This is a genomic window from Sorangium sp. So ce295, from assembly GCF_051527405.1.
GTDB classification, from domain to species: domain Bacteria; phylum Myxococcota_A; class Polyangia; order Polyangiales; family Polyangiaceae; genus Sorangium; species Sorangium cellulosum_B.
On record NZ_CP150324.1, the window covers coordinates 2,270,108 to 2,293,043 of the forward strand.

Sequence of the window (22,936 nt, forward strand, 5' to 3'; positions counted from 1 at the left end):
TGGCCCGCGCTCACAATGGGCAGCCTTCACGAGACAGTCGATTGCACTGAGCATTGAGGATTCCTTCTGAAAATTCTTATCTCGATGGCGAAGAAAGCCGGGGCCTCCACGAAATCGTTCAGTACGTCGCCGTGACACCGAGTCCGAGCGCCGCGCCGACCGGAGGTGAGGACCATGTGATGGATCCAGCTGTCTCGCGCCGCTGGCTACGGCGCCGGATCACCGCCTCCGCAACGATCGCGTTGGCCTCGGCGTATCCATGCGCGCTCCACCTGTCCGAGAGGGCCCAGGCGCTGCCGAGCCGCGCTCCAACGCTGAACAGCGCGTCGTCGCGTACCGTCATGTCCCACGGATGCCCGGGTACGAACCGGACGAAGCCGACGGTCGCGACCCCGCAGCCGAACAGATGGCTGCCGCGCAGACAGCCCACACCAGCCGACGTGAGGGCTCTCGTGCTGATGATCATGTCTTTCACCTCCTCTCCCAGGGAGACGAGCCCTCGCCCCTCCACCGCGATCGACCAGGCGGGCCGGCGAACGCCGAAGGACAACGTGATGCCAGCTGCGGCCCCCGGCGTGATCCCCAGGCCCAGGGTCGCGCCGAGCCCCGCTTCGAGCCGCAGCGGCTCCGACGGGGATGGGGCTGCCTCTGGCGGTGTTGGTGCCTTCGGATGGTCGGTCCGGCGCACTGGCTCGGGCGCGGCCCGGCGCGTCTGCGGAAGTGGCGGCGAAGGCGGTGCTGAGGGCTCGGGCGGCGGTGAGGCTTCGGAGGGCGGTGACGCCCGCTCCGGCGCGTTCAGGATCTGCGCCACGATCGCGAGGGCTGCGCCGGAGAGCAGCGCCTCGCAGCCGCGCCGGGTGCTGAACCCCTCGGCCCAGGTTGTCTCGTCCGCGTTCTCGCTCTCGCGCAGGGCCATCGAGGCCGTGAGCTCCGGCCCCGCCTGCGCGATGGTGACCGTGAGCACCCGCGGCGCGTCGTCCTGGAACGGATCGGCGCCGAGCCCGCGTGTCACCTCCGCGCGCAGGAGCGCCGCGTCGGGGCAGGCTTCGGCGCCGGGGCCCCGCAACACCTCCAGCCGCATCGCGGCCCGCGGCAGATCCGGCGCGGCGCGCGCCGCCGCGACGCACAGCAGGACCCAGGCGGCCGTGGCCGCCGCCACGGCGGCGCGCGCCGGGCGCCCTGCGTTCCGGATCGATCCGATAGCGCGCCGGGCCTGGCGCGCGCCGAGCCCGTGTCTGGCCCAGGCGCTGCTCATCGCGACTGCGCTCCTCCCGGCGCACGCTGCTCCGGAGGAGAGAGGCGCGCCCGGGCGATCGTGCGGAGCCGCTCCCGCACGTTCTTCAGCTGGCCCCCGGGGAACCGCTGCTCGTGCACGGCGATCTGCCGGAGCGCCCCGGCGGGGTCACCGGCGGTGAGGCGTTCTCGCGCCGCGGTGAGCAGCCGCAGCTCCTCCGCGAACGTGTCATCGCGCTCGCTGGCCCGTGGCGCCGCCCGCGGAGCAGCAGGGCACGGCCGGTGGGGTGCCTCGGGCGCGGGAGCGACGGGCCCCGGCTCCAGCGCCTGCAGCGGCGGGGTCGCTGCAAGGCAGGCGGCGCTCACGGGCGGCAGCTCGGGCAGCAGCGCCCCGAAACGGCGAGCCCACTGGGCCGGCGGTGACGCGATGGCGACCTGCACGGCGATCGTGCCGGCGACGCCCGCCGCGGTCGAGCCGAGGGCAAGGCCGACACGGGCGAGCATCCGCCGCTGGCTCGGGGCCGCCGGCGTCCCCGGCAGCGGCGCCGGAGGCACAGGCGGAGGAGGCGCAGGCGGCAGGGACGCAGGCGGTATGGGTGGAGCAAGCGGCGGGGTGGTCGGCGCTGCAGCCAGAGAAGCAGGCAGCACAGACAGAGCGGTCTGAGACGGCGTCGGCGGTGCGCCCGGCGACGTCGAGGCGCCCGTGCCGTCCTCGTGTGCGAGGGAGCTGGACGCCAGCGGGAACAGGAGCCAGCACGCGCGCAGCGCCTGTCGCTGCTCCGGGCGCAACCGCGCGACGGCGGCGCGGTAGTCCTCGCGGGCGAGGCGCAGCCGGTTGCAGGCGGTGTTGTAGTTGATGCCGAGCTCGCGCGCGATCTCCACGATCGGCACATCGAACGCCTCGTGCAGGACGAGGAGGATCCGCCTCTCCGGGGCGATCGTTCCGAGCACCGAGATCGCGAGCTCCAGCCGCTCTCGGTCAGCGATGCGCTGCTCGCTGCTCGGCGCGGGATCGACGGCCTGGCCGTGCGGCGTGGGGTGCAAGCCCGTCGGCACCTCGCGGCGGCGGTAAGCGCGGTCCAGGTAGCGGCTGACCTTCCGCCAGGCGATCCCGAACACCCACCGGGCCTCGGCGCCTTGCTGGCGCCTGCCATCCCGCTGCGGCGGATCACCCGCGGAGTCGGCCTCGTCCAGCGGCGACGAGGTGGAGGCGGGGTAGGCGGGATCGAACCGATCCAGGCTCTCGTACGCTGCGAGCAAGATCTCCTGGGACAGGTCGTCGATATCGGGCTCGGCGACCCCCAGGAGCCGGAGCGTACTGGGGAGGACGTGCAGTGCGGCAGCGTGAACGGAATTCCATGTCGCGTTGCGGGGGGTGTCGTCGGCGGGCGAGAGAAGGGTGCTCATATCCAGAATTGCGGCGGGATTTCCGGTTCCGTTTGAGAAAATGCACGGCTCGGTGCGTGGGGCGGCGACGGCGGTGACGCGCCTGGCCACCGTGCCTGCAGCCGCCTGCGATCCGCTGAGCATCGCGCTGCTCGTGCACGCCTACGATCAGACACGCCGGGCGATCGCCTCTCTCCGCTGGAACGAGCGGGATGCCGACACGATCGCGCCGTCGCTCTACAAGGGCCGCGGTGGTCGCACGGCATCATCGAGCGACGCCGGCGCGGCGCCCCAGGACGCTGGCCCGCCCGGCCTGACGGCGCCCTCATCGCCCGGTGCCGCACCGCCCGGGGGAGCGCCGGGCGCGGCGGTGTCCGGCGCTTCGCCCAACGGCGCGCCGCCTATCCTCTGGTGGCCTGCGGCGTCCCGGTCCACGTCACCTCCGGGGCGCTCGCATCGCAGCCCGCTGTCGCGCTGGGTCGAGCGCCGGGATACCCCGCCGAGACGCGGCGCGACTGTCGCGGGCCGGCGCTACCTTTCTGGCATGCGCATGCGTTAGACCCGACCGCCTTCCAGACGCCGCGCCTGTTGCTCGAACCAGCGTGCGAACCCCTCGGCGGCTGCAACGAGCCCGGCTCGCGACACCTCCACGCCGCGGCCCATGTGCTCGGGTAGCTCGCGAGAGAGGATGCGAACCGAGCCGCCGGGCGGACAGAGGACGAATGCTTTGCACCCGGCGAACTGCTCGCCCCAGTTGGTCAGGAAATCGTGGGCGCTCCAGAACGTCCAGTCCCGGCGGCGCTCCTCGGCCGTTCGGGTATCGGGCACTTCGACGTCTCCAGGATGGCCATACAATAGCCCGTCGAGGAAGTTCCAGGCAGCGATGTCGTCCAGCCCGGTCAGCTTCTCGGACCACAGGCGGTCGAGGTTGGAGGGCAGCCAGCGAAAGGAGCGGTAAGCCGGGTACAGCGCGCAGTGCGACTCCCCGAGGTCTCCGAGGGCCACCCCGCGGCACCAGATGCACATGCGTCCCCACACTGCGCTCGGGGGCTCCAGGTTGGGCTCCACGTCCGCTTCGATGGCGAAGTCCTGCCGATCCCCGAACAACATATCGACTCAGCCTCCTGCCGCCCCGCGCTCGCGCGGGGCGCGCTCGTCCGAGGATCTCGGTCAGCGATTGAGCCAGGCGCTGACAGGCGCGATGACGCGCTCGCTGAACGCCTCCTTGTCCAGCGCGGCGCCGAGATCGACGCGGAGATAGCGGTAGGTGCACGGGCGCCCACCGGCGTCGAGATCGTGATCGTTTCCGTCGTAGATGGTGTCCTCCTGTTCGCTCAAGGACGACCAGATCTGGTTCCACGGCAGGTTCCGAACGGAGGAGCGCATCAGGCTGATCTGCAGCTCGGAGCCCGCCGCGCGCGCGCCGCCGAAGCGCGTCGGATCCGGCTCATCACCTCCGCTGCGCGTGAAGCCCGTGTCCGACACCACGTCGACGACCACGCTCCGCGAGGTGCTGGTCGATGACTGCCAGACGAGCTGGAGGCGATACGCAGGCAGGAAATCCCAGGCCCAGTACTTGCGGCGAAAGAACTCGGTGGTCGATTTCGGGTGACGCGAGAACAGGGACGGATCCCAGCGCTCGAACGCGAGCCCGATGCCCGCGAGCGCGTCGGACAGTTCTGCCAGCCGATCGAAGACGCGGCGCTGATACTGGTGGACGAGCCGATAGCTCTGCCTCACGAGCGCCATATCCATGCCGCCGTCCCCCGCGGTCGTCTCGAGACTTCGAGGCGTCGCGGCGGCGGCGGCGGGCGGGGCGGGCGCCGCCTCAGGGAGGAGCCCGCGGTGTGCGACCCGGGTGACGGGAGGGACCATCACCTCGACCTCGTCGGCGAGGAATGCGAGGGGCCCAGCGGGGGCGGGGGACGGGGCGGCTGCCACCTCGAGGCGCGCGGTGGGCCGGGGGGCGCCCGCCATGAGCGGCGGCGGCGTGGTGGGCTCCCGGTTCCCGGCGGAACCGAGCGCGTTGACCAGCGCCACCAGGGGATCACCGAACTCCTCGAACGTCAGGAACTCGATGCAGCTCAGGTCCTTCAGGCGCCGCTGGGTGTCGCGCAGCTCGCGCGCCCGAACGAGCATGTAGTGCGGCCCCGCGGCGCCGCCGAAGGCCTCGTGGACCCACGCGATCTGGTTGCCGAACATCGCGTCGTCGAGGCTGAAGCCGACGAACAGGAAGGTGCGCGCCGCGAGCAGGTGGCGCAGCGCCTGGAGCGCGCCGCGGTAGCGCACCTCGTCCTCCTGGCTCGGGTACAGCTCGCGGTAGCCGTCCGGCGTCAGGATCAGCCGCTGCGGCTGCTGGATGAAGCCGTGCAGGTGCCAGACCGTCGGGCGATCGATCTCGTCGCGCAGCATGGCGGACAGCTCCGCCGTTGCGTCGACGCTGATCTGCACGAGATCGTTGGGATCGTCGAGAGCGTAACGGAGGATCTGGTCATAGTTGGTCGTGATCACCAGCCTGCTCGGCAGCTGCCAGACGGCACGCGCGAGCGACAGTGATCCAGTATCGATGCGATTGCCCGGCGGATCCAGCACCTGGCGGAGGTAGCGGTACCAGCCCGCCCCCATGCCCTCGCGCGCGTACCGGGCCGCCTCGAAGTAGTCGGGCGCCCGCTTCTCCAGCAGCCCTTCCACGACGTTGGCCTCGGGCCGCTTGCCGTCCTCGCGGAGGCGCGCGGCTGCTCCAAGGAGCAGGTCTCCCCAGCTGGGGAACATCCGCTTCCCGTTCCGGTCCAGCGCGGCCATGGACACGCCGGCGCCGACGAAGGGCACGACGAACCTGTCGCGCAGCGCGTCCTCGAGCGTCTTGGGAATCGCGATCACGGCGCGCGATGTTGCCGGTTCCGGCCCCGCGCGACAAGCGGTGGGCGCATCGCTGCCGCGCGCGGCCGCTGCCGCGCACATCAGCGGCTCAGCTCATCTCCAGGAACAGCCGATCCGGATCCTCCAGGTACCCGATGATCTCGTAGGCGAACGCCGCCCCCACGTGCCCATCGATGATCCGGTGGTCGAACGACAGCGACACCAGCATCACCTCGCCGATCACGATCTGCCCGTCGCGCACCACCGGCTTCTGCTTCATCTGGTGGATCCCCAGGATCGCGACCTCGGGGAAGTTCAGTATCGGCGTCGCGAACAACCCCCCTTGCTGGCCGAGCGACGTGATCGTGAACGTCGATCCACCGAGATCCTCCGGCTTCACCCGCCCCGACTTCGTGTCCTCGCCGAGCCGCGCGATCTCCTGCGCGATCTCCAGCACGCTCCGCCGATCCGCGTCGCGCACGACAGGCACGATGAGCCCCGCCTCGGTCGCGGACGCGATGCCGATATGATAGCTCTTCTTGACGACGATCTCCTGCGTCGCCTCGTCGAACGCGCTGTTCAACATCGGGTGCTTCTTGAGCGCCGCGACGACGGCCTTCACGAAGAAGGGCAGGAAGGTCAGCTTCACGTCCGCCTTCTCGGCCAGCGGGCGCAGGCGCGCGCGGCGCTCCTTCAGCGCGGAGACGTCGCACTCCTCGACGAAGGTGAAGTGCGCCGCCGTGTGCTTCGACCGCGACATCGCCTCGAAGATCCGCTTGCGCACCCCCCGCAGCGGGATGCGCTCGTCGCCCGGCCCCGACGGCAACCCCCGGCCGCGCTCCCCCTCGGGCCGCGCCGCCCCGTGCCCCGGCTCGTCGTCCAGCTGGCCGGGCCCCGCCGCCGCCGGCCTCGGCGCCGCCTCGAGCAGCGCCGGGGCCGCCCGCCTGGGCGCCGCATCGGGCAGCGCCGGGGCCGCGTCCTCGGGCGCCTCGAGCGCCCGCACGTCGTCCTTCGTCACGCGGCCCGCCGGGCCGGTCGGCGGCACGCGCCGCAGGTCGACCCCGAGGTCGCGCGCCAGCTTGCGGGTCGCGGGCGTCGCGAGCGGCTTCTCGTTGAAGTAGGCCGCTGCACGCCCCCCCGCGCCGATGCTGCCGTTCGCCCACGCCGACCGCGCCGGCGCCACCAGGTTCATCCCCGGGAGGTCCTCCCGGATGTCGCCGACCGCCGTCGCCGCGGGCTCCGCGGCCCCAGCCTTCGCGGGTGGCTCCGCAGCCCCAGCCTTCGCGGCCGCCTGTCGCACCCCCGCCCCCGACGCGGGCGGCGCCGCCGCCGCCTCAGGTCGGTCGTCGAGGTCGAACACGACGAGCACCGAGTGGACCGGGACGACCCCGCCCACCTTGCCCCGCGTCTCCACGATCCGGCCCGTGCGCGGCGACGTGATCGTCACCGTCGCCTTGTCGGTCATCACCTCGACCATCGGCTGGTCCTCGGCGACCATGTCGCCCGGCGACACCAGCCAGGTCACGATCTCGCCCTCGGTGACGCCCTCGCCGATGTCCGGAAGCCTGAACTCGTACTTGCCCATGCGTCAGTACCTCGCCGTCTCCAGGATCGCCGGAAGGATACGATGGGACAGAGGGAGATACTCGTTCTCGAGGGTGTACGGGAACGGGGTGTCGAAGCCCGTGACCCGGACCGGGGGCGCCTCCAGGTGGAGGAACGCCTTCTCGTTGACCAGCGCGACGAGCTCGCCCCCGAGGCCGCAGGTCTTCGGCGCCTCGTGCACGACGATGAACCGGCCCGTCCGCTTCACCGACTCGATCACCGTGTCGATGTCGAGCGGCCACAGCGTGCGCAGGTCGATCACCTCGCACTCGACGCCCTGGGCGGCCGCCTGGTTCGCCGCGTCGAGCGCCTCGTAGAGCATCGCGCCCCAGACCACGAGCGTCACGTGCCAGCCCGGCCGGACCACCTTCGCCTGGCCGAGCGGGACCGTGTACTCGCCCTCGGGGACGTCGCCCTTCGCGGCGCGGTAGATGCGCTTCGGCTCGAAGAACAGCACCGGATCCGGATCCCGGATCGACGAGAGCAAGAGCCCCTTCGCGTCGGCCGGGTTCGACGGGCACACGACCTTCAGGCCCGCCACGTGGATGAACTGCGCCTCGGGCGACTGCGAGTGGTAGTGCCCGCCGCGGATGCCGCCGCCGAACGGCGTCCGGATGACCAGCTTGGACGGGTACTCGCCCCCCGAGCGGTAGCGGTACTTCGCCAGCTCGGACACGATCTGGTCGTACGCGGGATAGATGAAATCGGCGAACTGGATCTCCGGGATCGGCACGAGCCCGTAGAGCGCCATCCCGATGGCCGTCCCCACGATCCCGTTCTCCGAGAGCGGCGTGTCGATGACCCGGTCGTCCCCGAACTCGTCGAACAGGCCCTGGGTCACGCGGAACACGCCGCCGACCTTGCCGACATCCTCGCCGAGCACGACGACCCGCGCGTCCCGCCGCATCTCGTGGCGTAGCGCGTCGTTGATCGCCTGGACCATGTTCATCTGAGGCATGCTCTTCGTCTCCGTCTCTCGGCCAACAGGTGGGGGTACAACCTCACCGGCGCCCCGGCCCCCCGAGGCTCCCCGCCGATCGCGGGCAGCGGCGCCACCCCCGCCGCGCCGCCGTCCGGCGAGCCGCCACGCCGACGCCGCCGTCCGCGCAGCCTAGTGGCCGCCGTGGCCCTTGGGCCTCGGGCCCGCCTTGAGCTGCTCCCGCTGCTCCACGAGGTGCCACGGCGGCTCCGCATAGACGTCCTCGAACATCGAGTCGAGCGGCGGCGGCGCGACCTTCTCCGAGGCCGCGATGCACGCCTTGACCTCCGCGTCGACCGCCGCCTCGATCTCGCGATCCTGCGCCTCCGTCCAGCCCTGGGTGCGCTCGACGTGCCGCCGGAGCCGCGCGATCGGATCGAGCCGGCGCCACGGGTCGAGCCACGCGTCGGGGCGGTACGCCTTCGGGTCGTCGCTCGTCGAATGGCCCGACAGGCGGTACGTCATCGCCTCGATGAGCGTCGCGCCCTCGCCGCGCGAGGCGCGCGCGATCGCGTCGCGCATCACCTTCACGACGGCGAACACGTCGTTGCCGTCGACCCGCACCCCGGGGACGCCGTAGGCGACGCCCTTGCTCGCGAACGTGTTGCTCGACGTCTGGCGCTCGGTCGGCACGCTGATCGCCCAGCCGTTGTTCCGGCAGAGGAAGATGACCGGCACCTTGAACACGCCAGCGAAGTTCAGGCCGCTGTGGAAATCCGACGAGCTCGTCGCGCCGTCGCCGAAGTAGGCCAGCGTGACGAGCTCGTCGCGCTTCAGCTTGGCGGCCCACGCGAAGCCGACAGCCTGGGTGATCTGCGTGCCGATGGGCGAGCTCACCGAGCCGAAGTGGCCCTCGCGGTAGGTGTAGTGGTCCGGCATCTGCCGCCCCTTCACCGTGTCGTTCGCGTTGCCGAACATGTTGTCGATGTACCGCTGGAGCGGCAGCCCTCGCCAGAGCGCCGCGCCGAACTCGCGGTAGCACGGGAACACCCAGTCCTGGGGCCGCGTCGCGGACACGCTGCCGAGGACCGTCGCCTCCTCACCCAGCGAGCCGATGTGGAACCCGATGCGCCCCTGGCGCTGCAGCGCCACGAGCCGCTCGTCGAGCAGGCGCGTGCGCATCATGGCCTTGTAGAGGGCGATCACCTCCGATGGCTCGAGCTTCGGATCGTGCGCGGGGTCGAGCGAGCCGTCGTCGCGCAGGACCTTGATCACGTCGTCGGCACACGTATCGAGCGGGTGCCGCGCGACGGCAGCCTGCGGCTCGAGGCTTGCCCCGGAGACGTTCGGCGGGCGGTCGGTGGAGTACGTCGCGGTGCTCATCGGTTCGCGGGACACTAACCAAAGGCGCTGCCCGAGACCAGTGCCCAGACGCGGCGTACGCTCATTCGCTTTACGCGTGACGTTGACGTGACGTTGACTCGTCGCAGCGATCGCGCGGGGTTTGACTCGCCGCGGCGAGCTCGAACCCGCGCGCGCCCTGATGCGCGTCTCCCGCCGTACGCGGCGGCGCTGATGTCCACGCTAGACGTTCACGGGCTCGGCTGCCTGCGCGAGGGCTTCGTCGACGGCGGCCACGTCGAGCTTGAAGCCGCGCGCGAGCTGCTCGAGCACGCCGTGCTCCTGCGCGCTCACGCCGCCGGAGGCGTGCGCCATGGAGGCCGCCACGCGGAGCACCTCGCGCTGATGCTCGGTCCGCGCGATCGTGCGGGCGACCATGCTGATGCGCTTCTCCAGCCCGTCCTCGGCCAGCATCTCGCCGAGATCGGCGACGAGCGCCTCGATCTGCTTCTCGTGGACGAGGTTCTGGCAGGCGCCGGAGACGATCGCCTGGAAGCGCCCGCGCTCCTCGTCGTCGAAGTGGCCGTCGGCGTTCGCGACGAGGAACGCGGCCTCGATGATCGTCTCGAAGAGCGCCACCGCGGCCGGATCGAAGCCGGTGGGCATCGTGATGTCTTCGATGGGAGGGCGCGCGCTGTAGGCCCTCGCGGCCTGGGCCAGGATCGACGCCACGCGCACGCGGGGCGCCTCCGAGCCGAGGCGCGAGGCCCCTGGAGCGATGCCGCCGGGGCGCCTGTTGATGGGAGCGGACATCGTGGTGTTGGACCCTCCTGCCGTCCAACACGCTCGGCCAAACGCCAGGGAGCGTCAAGGCGCTTGCGTCTGCCAGCCCGAGGGCTGCGGTCCCCGTGGTGAATGCGTTCAGTCTGCCATCCAGTCTGCCGAGCCCGTCCCAGAGCGGTGCTCACCCGCACAGGAGACGGGCCCAGATCGGCGTTTTCGGCGCGCAAGCGCACTCCAGTGCGCTGAGCACCGAAAACGTCGAGATGGGCCCGTATCCGAAGCGGGTGAGCGCCGCTCTAGCGGCGGACGAGGGAGGCGGCAGGGACGAGGCCCGCGGGGCTCGCTGACGCCGTCGCCGGGGCGACGGGCGGGCGGGGCTCGTCCGGGTCGAGCTCTGCGGTGAGGCGGGCGGCCTCGCGGCGCGCCACGGCGAGGCGCTCCTCGAGGAGCGCCTCGACGGCCGGGGCGCCGCCCGGGGAGGCGCCGGCGGGCTGCTCCGCGCCGCCTCGGTCCATCAGGCTGCGGACGAAGACCTCGGCCGCCTTGTAGCTCGACCGAACGAGCGGCGCGCTGGCGGCGTAGAGGAAGCCCATCTCGAGCGCCGCGCGCTCGAACGCGGCGAAGGTCTCGGGCTCGACGAAGCGCTGCACGGGCGCGTGCTTCGAGGAGGGGCGGAGGTACTGGCCGATCGTCACGATGTCGACCCCGGCCTCGCGCAGGTCGCGGAGCGCCTCCAGGACCTCGTCGTCGGTCTCGCCGATGCCGACCATGATCGAGCTCTTGGTGAGCCGCCGCGGCGCGGGCGCGCCGGCCTCCGCGGCGTCGGCGGCGAGGCGCCGCTGGCGCTCCTTCGCGCGCCGGAGCACGGCGAGCGACTGGTCGTAGCTCGACCGGACGTCGCGGATGACGCGCGTGATGCGGCGGACGACCTCGACGTTGTGGGCGAAGACGTCGGGCCCGGCGTCGACCACCATGTCGACGGCGCTCATGTGGCCCTGGAAGTCGCCGACCAGCGTCTCGATGAGCAGGTCGGGCCGGAGCGCGTGCAGGCGGCTCACCGTGCGGGCGACGTGCTCGGCGCCGCCGTCGAGCAGGTCGTCGCGGTTGACCATCGTCATCACGACGTACTGGAGCGAGAGCCGGGCGATGGCGCGGGCCACGTGCTCCGGCTCGCGCACGTCGACAGCGCCGCGCGGATCGCCCGTCGTGACCGCGCAGAAGCGGCAGCCGCGCGTGCACACGTCGCCGAGGAGCATCACCGTCGCGGTCCCCTCGCGCCAGCACTCGCCGACGTTCGGGCAGCGCGCCTCCTCGCAGACCGTGTGGAGATCGAGCTTGCGGAACGTCTCCTTGAGGTGGTGGTACGTGTCACCCCCGGGAGCGCGGACCTTGAGCCATTCAGGTTTGGGCGAGAACTGCGCCATCAGGGGTGTCCTTAGCCCATGCGGCGGGGGAGCGCGAGGGGGAGGGCGCGCGCCGGCGCCGCGGCCCTCGCGCGGCTGGGCGCCGCGGCCCTCGCGCGGCCGGCGCTAACCTGCCGGCGGCGCAGGCGGCACGGAGCGGCTGATCTCGCGCGTCGTCAGCTTGCCGCGCTCGGTGAAGACGGCCGTGACGAGCTCCGCGGGGGTGACGTCGAAGGCCGGGTGCCGGACGGGCACGCCGGGCGGGACGACGCGGCGGCCGCCGACGACGGCGAGCTCGTCGCGGCTGCGCTCCTCGATCGGGATCGACGCGCCGCTGTCGGTGGCGAGGTCGATCGTGCTCCACGGGGCGGCCACGTAGAACGGGATGCCGTGGTGGCGCGCGAGGCAGGCGAGGCCGTAGGTCCCGATCTTGTTCGCGACGTCGCCGTTCCGCGCGATGCGGTCGGCCCCGACGACGACGGCGCCGATCTCGCCCTTCTGCATGAACCACGCGGCCATCGAGTCGGAGATCACCTCGACGGGGATGCCGTCCCGCTGGAGCTCCCAGGCGGTGAGGCGGGCGCCCTGGAGGTACGGGCGGGTCTCGCACGCGAGCACGCGGAGCGCCTTGCCCTCCTCGATGGCGGCGCGGATCACGCCGAGCGCCGTGCCGTAGCCGCCGGTCGCGAGCGCGCCCGCGTTGCAGTGGGTGAGGACGGTGCCCGACTCCGGCAGGCGCGCGGCGCCCGCGCGGCCCATCTGGTGGCAGGCGGCGACGTCTTCCCGGTGGATCTCGCGGGCGAGCTCGGCGAGCTCCCGCGCGCGCTCCTCGCCGCGGCGCCCGGCGTTCTGCAGGGCCGCGGCGATCGCGCGCCGCACCGCCCACCCGAGGTTCACGGCGGTGGGCCGGGCCGAGGCGAGGTGCTCCCCCGCCGCCCGCATGGCGGCGACGTAGCTGGAGGCGCCCTCGTCGCGGGCGGCGCGCGCGGCGAGCGCCATCCCGTACGCGGCGGCGATGCCGATGGCCGGGGCGCCGCGGACCACCATGGTCCGGATGGCCTCGGCGACGCCGGCGGAGTCGGTCACGGTGAGGTAGCGCTCGCGCTCGGGCAGCTCGCGCTGCTCGAGGAGGAACACGCGGTCGTCGCCCTGCGCCAGCTCGACGGCCGAGTAGTCGGCGCCGGAGAGGGCCGCGGCCGGCTCCCAGGGCGGCGCCGGCCGCGCGCCCTCGCCTGGCCTCGGTGTCTGCTCTGCTTCGAAGCTCGTGCCCATTCAGCCCCTCCCGTTCGAGCGTGACGGCTCCCCTGGCGATCCGTCGTCCGGCCCCTGCGCCTCGGCGCTCGCGGCGAGCCGGCCGCGGATCTCCTCCGCGACGGTCGCGAAGTCCTCCGCCGCGTCGGCCTTGCGGCCCGCAAGGTAGGCGCGGAGCGCGTCGGCGGCGAGCAGCGCGAGGCTCGCGTTGATCCCGCGCGCCGTGAGCGCCTCGATCACGTCGCCGTTCTTGAGCAGCGTCTCCAGGTCGTCGAAGACCGCGGCGAGCTCTGGCCCGGGATCGATGCCGCCGCCGGCGGCGGGGCGCGTCTTCTTGTCGTCCTCGCGGGTCACGGGTCGCGCCTCATGGTTTCGTGCTGGTCGCCTTGGGGATCGCGGTGAAGGGGAAGTGCGGCGGCTCCACGCCGGGCACGCACTGGTACTTCGAGAAGTCGGTGACGCCCTCCTCGCGGAGCAGGGCCTCGTCGATCCACGCCTTGCCCCGCCGCGCCGACGGCTCGCGCGAGAGCAGCGCGAGCGTCGCGTCGGCGAGGATATCCGCCTTGCGCCAGAGCTCCGGGCCGCCCAGGCCGAAGTTGATCGTGGCAAAGCTCTCGATCGCGGTCGCGGGCCAGAGGGCGTGGGCCGTGACGTTGTGCTCCGCGTACTCGCCGGCGATGGCGTCGGCGATCATCGTCATGCCGAATTTGGAGACCGCATAGGCCCCGTGGTGGGCGCAGGCCTCGGCGTCGACGGGGGGCGACATCATGATGATGTGGCCGTATTTCTGCGCGATCATCTGGGGGAGGACGGCCTGCGAGAGGGCGAACGACGCGCGCACGTTGATGCCCATGATGAGGTCGAACTTCTTCATGGGTGTGTCCACGACGTCGGCCCACCAGAGCGCGCCCGCGTTGTTGATGAGCGCGTCGATGCGCCCGAGGCGCTCGACGGCCGTGGCGACGGCGCCCCTGCAGGCCTCGTCGTCGCGGACATCGAGCTTGATGGGCAGCGCGCGGCGGCCGAGCTGCTCGATCTCGCGGGCGACGTCGTGGATCGTGCCCGGGAGGCGCGGGTTCTCGGCGACCTCCGTCTTCGCGGCGACGACGATATCGGCGCCTTCTCGCGCGCAGGCGAGGGCGACGGCCCGTCCGATCCCGCGGGAAGCTCCTGTGATGAAGACAACGCGGTCCTTGAGGCGCATGGTCGGCGGTCATAGCACAGGAGCCGCCGCGGGTGCGGCCTCGCGGTTCGCCGTCGAGCGGCCGTGCTGCGGGGTCGCCGCGCGGTCATCGGGGCGTCAGGCCGTCAGGCCGCCTTTCCACCTTCTCCACCAGCGCAGCGCGGCAGCCGGCATGCCGCGCGGAGGAGATGGCGCGCGCGTGCGGCAAGAGGCCACATCCACCGCCACCCCGCGCGTGACGCAGGGACGAGCTCTGCCGCGGACGTGAGCGGGCGAGCGGCGTGGCGGTGTGGCGAGGAGCGGGGGAGTCGCGCGGATTTCATGGGCGTTCGATTGACCTGCTGCTGACATGCGGCCTGTGGCTCGCCGCGGCGCGGATCGACGCGCGATCCACGGCGGGCGGCGGCGGAGGCTCGCAGGGTGTCGTCGCGCCCACGGGCTTCTGATCGCGGTCTGTCGTCGGACACGGACACCCACCCTTCGGACCAGGGGAGATGTTGTGTCCTGATGGCTCCATGTCTCACACCGTCTTCGCGTGAAGAAATCCTGTGTCGTCGAGCTCCGGGAAGCTCGGTTTCATGGGCCTTGAAAAGATCCAGTGATCCGGCGGCAAATCATGCCTGTCAGGGTGTTTCGTATCTGGACATGCCAGCGGTCAGGTGACACCGTGTCGTGAGCGAATCGAAGGGAGGCGCTGCGCTGCGTGGGATCGCGCTGTGCGCTACTCCGCCCCCTGAACAACGCTGTACTGGGGTGGCCCGTCGAGGTGTCGTGTGCCCCGGCGTACGTGCTGGCGCGAGCCGCGACGCAGGGGCGGGCCGAGCTCGGACGGGCCCAGAGAACCAAGGAGCATGCATATGAGCGCTTTGCACAGGACGCTTGTCCTCGCCTTCATCGCTGGCTGTTCTGCCGTCGGCTGCCTCGCCTCGACCGAGGTCGGCGAGGAGCCGTCGGCGGAGCTGTCGGAGGACCAGTCCTCGCCGCTCGCGGGGGCGGTCTGCGATACCGCGTCGGAGGGCTCGGATGTGGAGCTCTCCTGTCCTGCCGGCGAGGTCATCACGGCGATCCAGTTCGCGAGTTATGGCAGGCCGCGCGGGGTCTGCGGCGGCTACTCGGCCACCACGTGCAACGCGCCGACGTCGAAGGCCGTCGTGGAGCGCGCGTGCGTCGGAAAGGCGAGCTGTACCGTGCGGGCGAGCAACGCGACCTTCTCCGGTGATCCGTGCAGGAGGACAGCGAAGCGGCTCTACGTGCAGGCGGCGTGCGGCCCCGCGACGCCGGGCAGCGGCGCGAGCGGCTCGACGAGCGGCACGGGCGGCACGGGCGGCGAGGGCGGCGCGGGCGGCTCGACGAGCAGCACCGGAGGCGCGGGCGGCTCGACGGGCGGTGAGGTCTGCGGCAATGGGGTTTGCGGCGCGGGCGAGGACTGCTCGAGCTGCTCGAGCGACTGCGGCGCATGCCAGATGTGCAGCGGCGCCGGGCCCAGCACGACTCCGCTCGACACCGAGGAGCAGGCGTTCCTCACCATCATCAACCAGTATCGCGCGCAGAACGGCCTCGGGGCGCTCTCGGCCTGCACCTCGATGAACCGCGCTGCACAGGGGCACAGCGAGGACATGCGCGATCAGAACTATTTCTCGCACACGAGCCTCGACGGCCGGTCGCCCTGGACCCGCATGTGCAACGCCTGTTACGAGCTCGGCTGCGGGGGCAACGCCATGGCCGAGAACATCGCCGCTGGCTACTCGGCAGCGCAGGCGACGTTCACCCAGTGGAAGAACTCGGACGGCCACAACAAGAACATGCTCGGCTCCGCCTTCAAGGTCATCGGCATCGGGCGGGCGACCGGAGGCGGGACGTACGGGTCCTACTGGACCACGGTGTTCGGCGGCAGCTCCGAGGCGAGCTGCAATTAGGCCAGGCACCCGCGGCGGCGGCCGCCTGCTCGCAGCAGCCTGCCACGCGTGAGGCGTTCTGCCATGGCGGAGCGGCGCGACCCGGGAGCCGAGATGGCCCGGGCCGCGCCGCGCTCAGCAGCAGGAGAGCAGCGGCTTAGTGGCGGCCCGGTGATTGCTTCAGACCGGGACGGTGGAACAGCAGACCTCCGCGAAAACACATGTCATCTATCTTCTCGGTCCATACCGAATTCCCGGCTTCCACGGGGAGCGCAACGTGCGTGTCTACCTGCCCGACGAGGGGGCGCGTGAGGGGCGGCCATCGCCTGTGCTCTTCCTGTTCGATGGGCAGAACGTCTTTCACGACGACCCCTCCTACAGCGGAGGGTGGCACCTTCACGAGGCCGTCCACGATCTCGCCAATCGAGGTCTCGAAGCGCCGGTCCTGGTGGGGCTCGATCACGGCGGGCCCGAGCGGTTGACGGAGCTGTCGCCGTTCCCGGGCGACGGAAGCGAAGGGAAGCTCGACGATGTTCTGGGCTGGCTCACCTCCGAGATCGTGCCGGCCGTACAGGAGCGCTTCGCGGTGAGGCGCGACCCGGCCAGCACGGCGATCGGCGGCTCATCCATGGGGGGCCTCGCGGCGCTCTACGCTCATCGGCGTTGCCCCGAGGTGTTCGGGGCCGCGCTCTGCATGTCGCCATCGCTCTGGTTCGCCGAGCGCAAGATCTTCGACGTCCTCGCGTCTCTGGCCGTCCCCGCGAGCTCGAGGCTGTACGTCGACGCCGGCGCTCAGGAGGACGGGGGCTCGGTGCTGCGCGACGCCGCGCGGCTGGTCGAGCAACTTCGCCAGCAGGGCTACAGGGAGGACAACCTGCTGTTCTGCCTGGACGAGGACGGGACCCACTCCGAGGACGCGTGGCGCCGGCGCGCCCCGGGGGCGTTGCAATTCCTGTTCACCGGGGCCGCCAGGGAGCAGCAGGGCGGCGCCGGAGCGCCGGAGGGGTCGCAGCAGGCCGCGTGATCTCCTGTGTTTCGGCGCTCGTCGCGCCGGCGGCCCAGGACCGACCGTCCCTACCGCCGCCCCTTGCTCCGCTTGCGCGTCCCCTGGACGATGCGCGCCGCGTAGCGCGGTATCGGTGCGGTCGCGCCGAGCGCCGCCGACAGGCGGTCGACCTCCGCATCCGAGAACGACGTCTTCCGGAGCGCGGCGATCGCGTCCGCCACGACGTCGCGCGACTCGGGGCGCTCCGCCCGGGTCTTCTCCTCGAGCCAGCGCACGACCTCGGGGAAGCGGCCGGCGAGGGCCGCGATCTGCGCGGGCATCCCCTGCCGGAGGACGCGCAGGCCCTGCAGCCGCTCGTCCGCGCGCGGGGAGCGATCCGACAGCACGAACGCCTCCTCGAGGCGCTCGACCACCTCCGCGCCCGCCGAGAGCCTGGCGAGCAGCGTGCGCTCGGCGAGCGCCTCGAGCGCGACGTACGCCTGCAGGTAGCCGTCGGTCCAGGACGAGAGCTCGCCGACCACCGCGTCGCCGCGCGCCGCGATGACCGCGCGGAGCGCCGCCACCACCCCGTCGCGCACGACGCGCCGCGGGTCCTCGGCCAGCTCCTCGAGCGCCTCGAGCGGATCGAGCCCGCCCTTCCCGCGGCGCGCGCCGCCCGCGCGCGGCGCCTGCCCAGCTCCGCCCGCCGGCGCCGCGCCCTGCACCGCGAGCGACGCGAGCGCCTGCGCCGCCACGATGAGCGCGTACTCCTCGGTGGTCGCGCAGAGCGCCCGCACGAGCCGCTCGGCCGGCGCGCCGCGGTCCGCGATCGCCGCGCCGACCGCCCGCGCGAGATCCAGGTTCACGCGCGGCAAGGGGGCGTTCGGCCCGAGGTCGGGGCCGGGGGCGCGCACCCCGCCGCGCCGGGCGGGCAGCCCGGAGCTGCGGTCGAGCAGCGCGAGCAGCTCGGCCGGATCGCCGAGCTGCACGGCGCGCTCGATCGCCGCGTCGATCTTCGGGTTGCGCAGCGCGCCCGGGGGAGTCGCCCCGCGGCGCATATCCGAGGTGTCAGCCATTCAGAACCCCAGGGAAAGACCGACCTCCGGGGAGAGGACGGTGGTCACGGCAGGAAAGGTGAGGCTCGCGCGGAGCGCGAGGTTCAGCGAGAGGGCCTCGATCGGCGCATAGGCAACGCCCGCGCCGACCGACGCGAACCCCTGGCCCGCTTGCCGGGTCGCGGTGAGCGTCTGTCGCCGAGCCTCGACTCTGCCGCTCGCTCCCGGCCTCGTGCAAGGGCTCGTGGTGTCCGGGTCGGCCCCGCAAGCGGTCGCGTCCTCGAGGACCTCCACGTCGACCTCGGTGTCGACCTGCGCGACCCCGGCCGCGGCGAGCACGAACGGGCGCGCGCCGAGCTGCTCGAAGGGCCGCGCGCCCAGGAAGTACTGCGCGCGCGCCTCGAGGTGCAGCGGCAGGAACGAGGCGCCGCCCTCCGTCGTGCCGCCGGCCGCGAAGCCGACGCGGCCGCCGACCGTGAGGTCGTCGAGGACCAGCCGATCGTAGGCGATCGTCACCCGCAACGTCGCGAGCGCGAAGCCGAGGTTCACGTCGTTCGCGACGTCCGGCGTCGGCGTGCCGTCGTACCGGGTCCCGTCGCCGCGCAGGCACACGAAATGGTCGCTCCGCTGCGACCCGACGGTGCACACGTCCCGGCCGGAGAGCAGCGCGACGTCGGGTGAGAAGGTGAGGGCCACCCAGCTCCTCCGGACATCCGGCGCAGCCTCCGCTGCGGCTCGCGTGACGCACGCGCCGCCGACACAGGCGAGCCCGCTGTCGCACTGCCGGTCGTCGAGGCACTGCCGCGGGCGCTCCTGCTCCGGGGCCGCGCATTCCGCCGGCGGAGCGTGGCCGGGCCAGCGGGGCGGCGCCGAGGTGATGCTCTCCCTGATCTGCGTGACCAGCGGGGCGTCGCGCGTGCCCGCGCTCGCGAGGATCGCGCCGTCCTCGTCGACGGCCGCGACGTGATAGAGGAGCTTCCCCGTCCTTCCCACCGCGGCGCAGGGCACGTTGATGCCGAACCCCTGGCCGCGCAGCTTCTTCATGACGAGAGAGCGGACCTCGCGCTCCCCGGGCGCCAGGTACCAGACGGTCACCTGCTTCACGCTGGGCAGCAGCTCGGCGGAGACCTCGCCATACAGCGGGACGGGCGTGCGGACGCGCTGCTCGGGCATCGGCGCGATCTGGAGCTGCGCTTCCGCCGCTCCGGCTGCCGCAGGCGCTCCGCCCGTCCCGGCCGCCGCGGGCGCCCCGGTCGCCCCGGCGCCGGTGGCCGCGCGCGCCTGCTCGAACGCGGAGGAGACCTCCGGGGTTGTCAGATCCGGGTCCAGATTCGCCGAGGGATCGACGCGGAGCGCGTCCGCGAAGGCGCCCCGCGCGTCCTCCAGCCCCTTTCTGCTCTGAGCGAGCACGGTGCCCAGCGCGACCAGCAGCCTCGCCTTGACCGCGGGCGAGCAGCCCGACTCGCCGCAGGCGTCCAGCGCAGCCCGGAGCTTGCGCTCCGCGTCGGCGAACCGCGTCTCGAGGTAGTCGGTCCCCATCGCCTCTTTCAAGGCCGCCTCCGCCTGCGCGTTCCGCGGCGGAGCCTGCGCGGCCGCGGCGCCCGCAGCGAGCCACCCGGCGAGCCCCCCCGCGATCGCGAGGGACGCGCGCGGCGCGCAGGAAACAGGGCCGTTGCGTGCGGACATCGGCGCGCAACGTAGCCCACCGGTGTGTCCGAGAGCGCCAGAAAAGCTTGGGAACGGGAACCCCGCTCACCCGATCCTGGAACACGCCACGCGCAGGAGGGACAAATAATCCACAGGTTGTTCCCAGGTTGTGGAAACCCCGTGGGACCCTGGCAACTCCGCGGAGCTGCCCGTCCTGCGCCGATCGCGGGGCGGCAGCCCCTCCAAGCCCCGGCGCCAGCCGAAGCCAGCCCGGGCATGGACGCGCCGCCCACACCGATACAACTGATTTTTCTGCGATTTCTGGCGCTCCGTGACCCGGCGCGCCTCCCAACTTCCGGGCGCTAAACTCCCTCCTTCGGAACCAATCTGCAACCCAAAAATCACGTTCCCGAGACCGGTTTGACAGTCCACATGCTTGTCCACAGATTGGCCACCTGATGGCCCCAGACGGCGCGCAGGTTTCGTGTCGGATGCGGGGCGCCGGGCGAGTTCTCGCTTGTCTTTCGCGTGGCGATCGACATGCGATTGACAAGCTCGCGATGACCTGGGTGGGGGAAACGGCGGGAGCCGGGGCCCGGCCGGAGCGCCCGGCGAGCGTTCATCCGGCGGATGCGCGGGCGTCGGGGCTCGGCCGGCCGGAGCGCCCGGCGAGCGGTCCATCCGGAGGCCGTCCGGGCGAGGCGGCCGGCTCGGCTCGCTGCGCGCGGCGTCGCTGGGCCGCGCGGCGCCGCGCCCGGCGTGCTAGCGGGTGCGCATGCGCGTTCCGGAGATCCCCGAAGAGATGGCGTCGCCCCTGCGCGCCGGCGACCCGCCGGCGCAGGTCGCAGGGCGCCCGCTGATCCGGAAGAGCGCGCGTGTCCCACGCTGGCGCGCGCGGCTCGCCGACCACGACGCGGCCTCGCTCGCTGAGCTGCTCCGCCGGGCCGGCGGCACGGCGTCGGCGGCGCGCTCGGTCGCCGGCAAGGTGGTGCGCCACGCCTTCGGCGCCGAGCCGGGCGCGCCCGCGCCTGCGCCGGCCTGGGACGCGCGCGCGCTCGCCGCCCTGGGCGTGGGGGCCTGGGCGCACGAGGCGCTGCTCGCGCTCGATCCGGCGCCGTCGCTCGAGATCGCCGAGCGGGCGCCGGCGCCGGACGACACGCTCCGGCTCGTCCTGCGCGCGCACGACGGCGCGCTCATCGAGTCGGTGCTCATCCCCGGGCCCGCCCGCACCACGCTCTGCGTCTCGAGCCAGGTCGGCTGCGCCCGGGCCTGCTCGTTCTGCGAGACGGGGCGCCTCGGGCTCGAGCGCCAGCTCGCCGCCGGCGAGATCGTCGATCAGGTCCGGATCGCCCGGGCGCTCGCGGCCGAGCGCGGCGGCGCGCCCCTCAGGAACCTCGTCTTCATGGGGATGGGCGAGCCGTTCGATAACCTCGGCGAGGTGCTGAAGGCCATCCGGCTGCTCACCGACCCGCGGGCCTTCCGGTTCGCGCCGTCGCACGTCACCGTCAGCACCGTCGGGGTGGCGGACAAGATCGAGCCGTTCTTCCGCGAGGCGCGGGCGGAGCTCGCCGTCAGCCTCAACGCCCCGGACGACGCCCGCAGGCAGGCGATCATGCCCGTGAACGCGCGCTTCTCGATGGCGGCGCTGAAGGAGGCGATCGCGCGGGCGTTGCCGCAGGGGCGGCGCGTGCTCTTCGAGTACGTGCTCTTCGATCAAGTCAACGACGCCCCGGAGGACGCGGATCTGCTCGCGGCCTACGTCGCCGGGCTCCGGTGCAGGGTGAACGTCATCCCCTGCAACCCCGGCCCGGATCCGGCGCTGCGCCCGCCGTCGCCCGCGCGGCTCGACGCCTTCGTGGCGCGGCTGTCCGGCCACGGCGTGACGACGCTTGTGCGACGGCCGCGGGGGCGCGACGTGGGCGGCGCCTGCGGTCAGCTCGCGGGGATGGCCCGCGTCAGGCAGCCAGAGCCAGCGTGAGGGCGGCGCCGCGGGCGAGCGGGGCCCCGACGCGGAGCGCCCCGTGGCCCGCGGCGAACGTGCGGGCGATCTTCCCCGAACGCTGGTTCATCCGGGCGAGCACCGCGCGCTTGCCCGTCTCGCCGGTGTGCCCGAGCGTCGCGAGCATGGAGAGCAGGTCGGTCCAGACCCGGTCGCGCCAGCACTTCAGCAGGTACATCACGACGCTCGAGACGGCGCGCTCCACGTCCCGGCTGAAGGTCGCGATCCGGGCGAGCGGGCAGCCATAACGAACGCGCAGGATCGCGAAGATCTCCGGCATCGCCGCCGCGAGAATTTCATTCACAAGGTCGTGGTCGTGACGGTAGCGGTCGAGAAGCCGGGCGTCCTGCGCCGCGCCGTGCTGGACGATGTTCCGGTAGAGCCCGAGGGCCAGGTCGTAGTTGATGTGCGCGTTGATGCCGAGCAGCCCGTGCACCGCCGCCGCCGCCCCGCCCGCGCTGGCGCACTGGAACGCGACGTCCCACGCCTCGACGCCCGTCGACCGCCCGTCGAGCGACGCCGCGAGCGCCGTCAGGTAGTACTCGCAGAAGATCCCCGCCAGGCGCGAGATCCACGCCGGCTCGAGGAACCGGCCGTCCGCGCCCTCGACCGCCTCTTTCACGCGGCGCGTGATCACGGCGTAGACGTCGGGGAACACCGCCCTCGGGTCGTTCCTCTCGCGCAGCCGCGCGGCGACCGTCTCCAGCGCGATCAGCGCCTCGGAGACGTTCGCCGGCGTCATCGTCACGCCCTGCAGGACGGGATGACGCGCAGTGGACGCCGCGGGACGGGACGCAGCCAATGACCGCGTCTGCTTGCTCCTCATCGCCAGGGGTTGATCCGAAGTAAGGGTCTTCATGGCTGCGCTGAGCGAGCGAATTCAAGGATCGTGCCCGTATGTCCGGTCCGCAGTCGTACACAGCCACAGGATGTACGAGCGCACGCAGCGCGGAGCTCGAGCGCGCGATCGTCGCTCGCATGCTCGTTCGCCTGCTCTCCCTTCATGTCGGATTTCCCGCGAATACAGCGGAGCGCGCTCGCCCGCCGGTCTGGGGCGAGCGGGTGAGGTCTCGGTGGCGCCACGCGGCTACCAGCGGCGGGAACGTCGAGCGGCGGACCCGTCAGCGTCGTGTCCGGACGCGGTGACAGCGCAGGCCGGCGCACCAAAGTGCCCCATGAGGCAGATTGTGACGCGCAGACGGATCTCCTCCAGGCAAAACAAGGGATCCCCCGACGCCGCACACACCTTGGTGCCCTCGGTGCGGTGGTGTGTGCTGGAGCGCGCGGGCGTTTTCGGGTTTCGGCCAGCCGGGTGATGCGCCGTATCCTGGCGCGGAGCGCTCCGCGCCTGCGCGCAGCCATCAGCCATCAGCCATCAGCCATCGTTGCCCG

The 22,936-nt window shown here is 72.4% G+C and carries 18 protein-coding genes; 3 read left to right on the plus strand and 15 right to left on the minus strand.

Annotation, left to right across the window (positions count from 1 at the left end):
* Window positions 1-118: 118 nt before the first annotated feature.
* From WMF11_RS08715 to WMF11_RS08770, 12 genes are all read right to left on the minus strand, one after another.
* Window positions 119-1,255, minus strand: coding sequence for a hypothetical protein (locus WMF11_RS08715; protein WP_437977136.1), 1,137 nt, complete (start codon window positions 1,253-1,255; stop codon window positions 119-121).
* Window positions 1,252-2,640 (minus strand): RNA polymerase sigma factor, encoded by a 1,389-nt coding sequence (locus WMF11_RS08720; RefSeq protein WP_437977137.1) that lies wholly within the window; start codon window positions 2,638-2,640, stop codon window positions 1,252-1,254. Before WMF11_RS08720 ends, WMF11_RS08715 begins: the two co-directional genes overlap by 4 nt.
* Before the next feature lie 534 nt (window positions 2,641-3,174).
* On the minus strand, window positions 3,175-3,729 hold the full coding sequence (locus tag WMF11_RS08725; protein ID WP_437977138.1) for a hypothetical protein: 555 nt from the start codon (window positions 3,727-3,729) through the stop codon (window positions 3,175-3,177).
* Between the two features lie 60 nt (window positions 3,730-3,789).
* Window positions 3,790-5,499 carry an SIR2 family NAD-dependent protein deacylase gene (locus WMF11_RS08730; protein ID WP_437977139.1) on the minus strand — a complete coding sequence of 570 codons (1,710 nt, stop codon included), beginning with the start codon at window positions 5,497-5,499 and terminating at the stop codon, window positions 3,790-3,792.
* Window positions 5,500-5,587: 88 nt separating this feature from the next.
* Window positions 5,588-7,063 carry a dihydrolipoamide acetyltransferase family protein gene (locus tag WMF11_RS08735; RefSeq protein ID WP_437977140.1) on the minus strand — a complete coding sequence of 492 codons (1,476 nt, stop codon included), beginning with the start codon at window positions 7,061-7,063 and terminating at the stop codon, window positions 5,588-5,590.
* A gap of 3 nt (window positions 7,064-7,066) precedes the next feature.
* Window positions 7,067-8,041 carry an alpha-ketoacid dehydrogenase subunit beta gene (locus tag WMF11_RS08740; protein WP_012234205.1) on the minus strand — a complete coding sequence of 325 codons (975 nt, stop codon included), beginning with the start codon at window positions 8,039-8,041 and terminating at the stop codon, window positions 7,067-7,069.
* Window positions 8,042-8,194: 153 nt separating this feature from the next.
* Window positions 8,195-9,385 carry a thiamine pyrophosphate-dependent dehydrogenase E1 component subunit alpha gene (locus tag WMF11_RS08745; RefSeq protein ID WP_437977141.1) on the minus strand — a complete coding sequence of 397 codons (1,191 nt, stop codon included), beginning with the start codon at window positions 9,383-9,385 and terminating at the stop codon, window positions 8,195-8,197.
* Window positions 9,386-9,586: 201 nt separating this feature from the next.
* Window positions 9,587-10,156: a tellurite resistance TerB family protein gene (locus WMF11_RS08750; RefSeq protein WP_437977142.1), complete on the minus strand. Its 570-nt coding sequence runs from the start codon at window positions 10,154-10,156 to the stop codon at window positions 9,587-9,589.
* A 266-nt stretch (window positions 10,157-10,422) separates the two neighbouring features.
* On the minus strand, window positions 10,423-11,550 hold the full coding sequence (lipA, locus tag WMF11_RS08755) for a lipoyl synthase (RefSeq protein ID WP_437977143.1): 1,128 nt from the start codon (window positions 11,548-11,550) through the stop codon (window positions 10,423-10,425).
* A gap of 105 nt (window positions 11,551-11,655) precedes the next feature.
* A complete protein-coding gene (gene mtnA, locus WMF11_RS08760) occupies window positions 11,656-12,801 on the minus strand; it encodes an S-methyl-5-thioribose-1-phosphate isomerase (protein ID WP_437908000.1) in 1,146 nt (381 codons plus the stop codon).
* The gene (locus WMF11_RS08765) at window positions 12,802-13,134 is read right to left on the minus strand and encodes a hypothetical protein (protein WP_437550964.1); all 333 of its coding nucleotides are present in this window, start codon (window positions 13,132-13,134) and stop codon (window positions 12,802-12,804) included. It lies immediately after the preceding gene.
* Between the two features lie 10 nt (window positions 13,135-13,144).
* Window positions 13,145-13,984, minus strand: coding sequence for an SDR family oxidoreductase (locus WMF11_RS08770; protein ID WP_437977144.1), 840 nt, complete (start codon window positions 13,982-13,984; stop codon window positions 13,145-13,147).
* A gap of 836 nt (window positions 13,985-14,820) precedes the next feature.
* Here WMF11_RS08770 and WMF11_RS08775 point away from each other — a divergent pair.
* Window positions 14,821-15,879: a CAP domain-containing protein gene (locus tag WMF11_RS08775; RefSeq protein WP_437977145.1), complete on the plus strand. Its 1,059-nt coding sequence runs from the start codon at window positions 14,821-14,823 to the stop codon at window positions 15,877-15,879.
* 172 nt (window positions 15,880-16,051) lie between these two features.
* The gene (locus WMF11_RS08780) at window positions 16,052-16,882 is read left to right on the plus strand and encodes an alpha/beta hydrolase (protein ID WP_437977146.1); all 831 of its coding nucleotides are present in this window, start codon (window positions 16,052-16,054) and stop codon (window positions 16,880-16,882) included.
* A 50-nt stretch (window positions 16,883-16,932) separates the two neighbouring features.
* Here the strand turns inward: WMF11_RS08780 and WMF11_RS08785 are convergent, their stop codons facing one another.
* A complete protein-coding gene (locus tag WMF11_RS08785) occupies window positions 16,933-17,919 on the minus strand; it encodes a hypothetical protein (RefSeq protein WP_437977147.1) in 987 nt (328 codons plus the stop codon).
* Window positions 17,920-19,584, minus strand: a complete 1,665-nt coding sequence (locus tag WMF11_RS08790) for a hypothetical protein (RefSeq protein ID WP_437977148.1) — start codon at window positions 19,582-19,584, stop codon at window positions 17,920-17,922.
* A 736-nt stretch (window positions 19,585-20,320) separates the two neighbouring features.
* Between WMF11_RS08790 and rlmN the strand changes: the two genes are divergently transcribed.
* On the plus strand, window positions 20,321-21,523 hold the full coding sequence (gene rlmN, locus WMF11_RS08795; RefSeq protein ID WP_437908005.1) for a 23S rRNA (adenine(2503)-C(2))-methyltransferase RlmN: 1,203 nt from the start codon (window positions 20,321-20,323) through the stop codon (window positions 21,521-21,523).
* Here the strand turns inward: rlmN and WMF11_RS08800 are convergent.
* Window positions 21,501-22,286 carry a DUF5995 family protein gene (locus WMF11_RS08800; RefSeq protein ID WP_437977149.1) on the minus strand — a complete coding sequence of 262 codons (786 nt, stop codon included), beginning with the start codon at window positions 22,284-22,286 and terminating at the stop codon, window positions 21,501-21,503. The genes rlmN and WMF11_RS08800 overlap by 23 nt on opposite strands.
* Window positions 22,287-22,936: the final 650 nt, after the last annotated feature.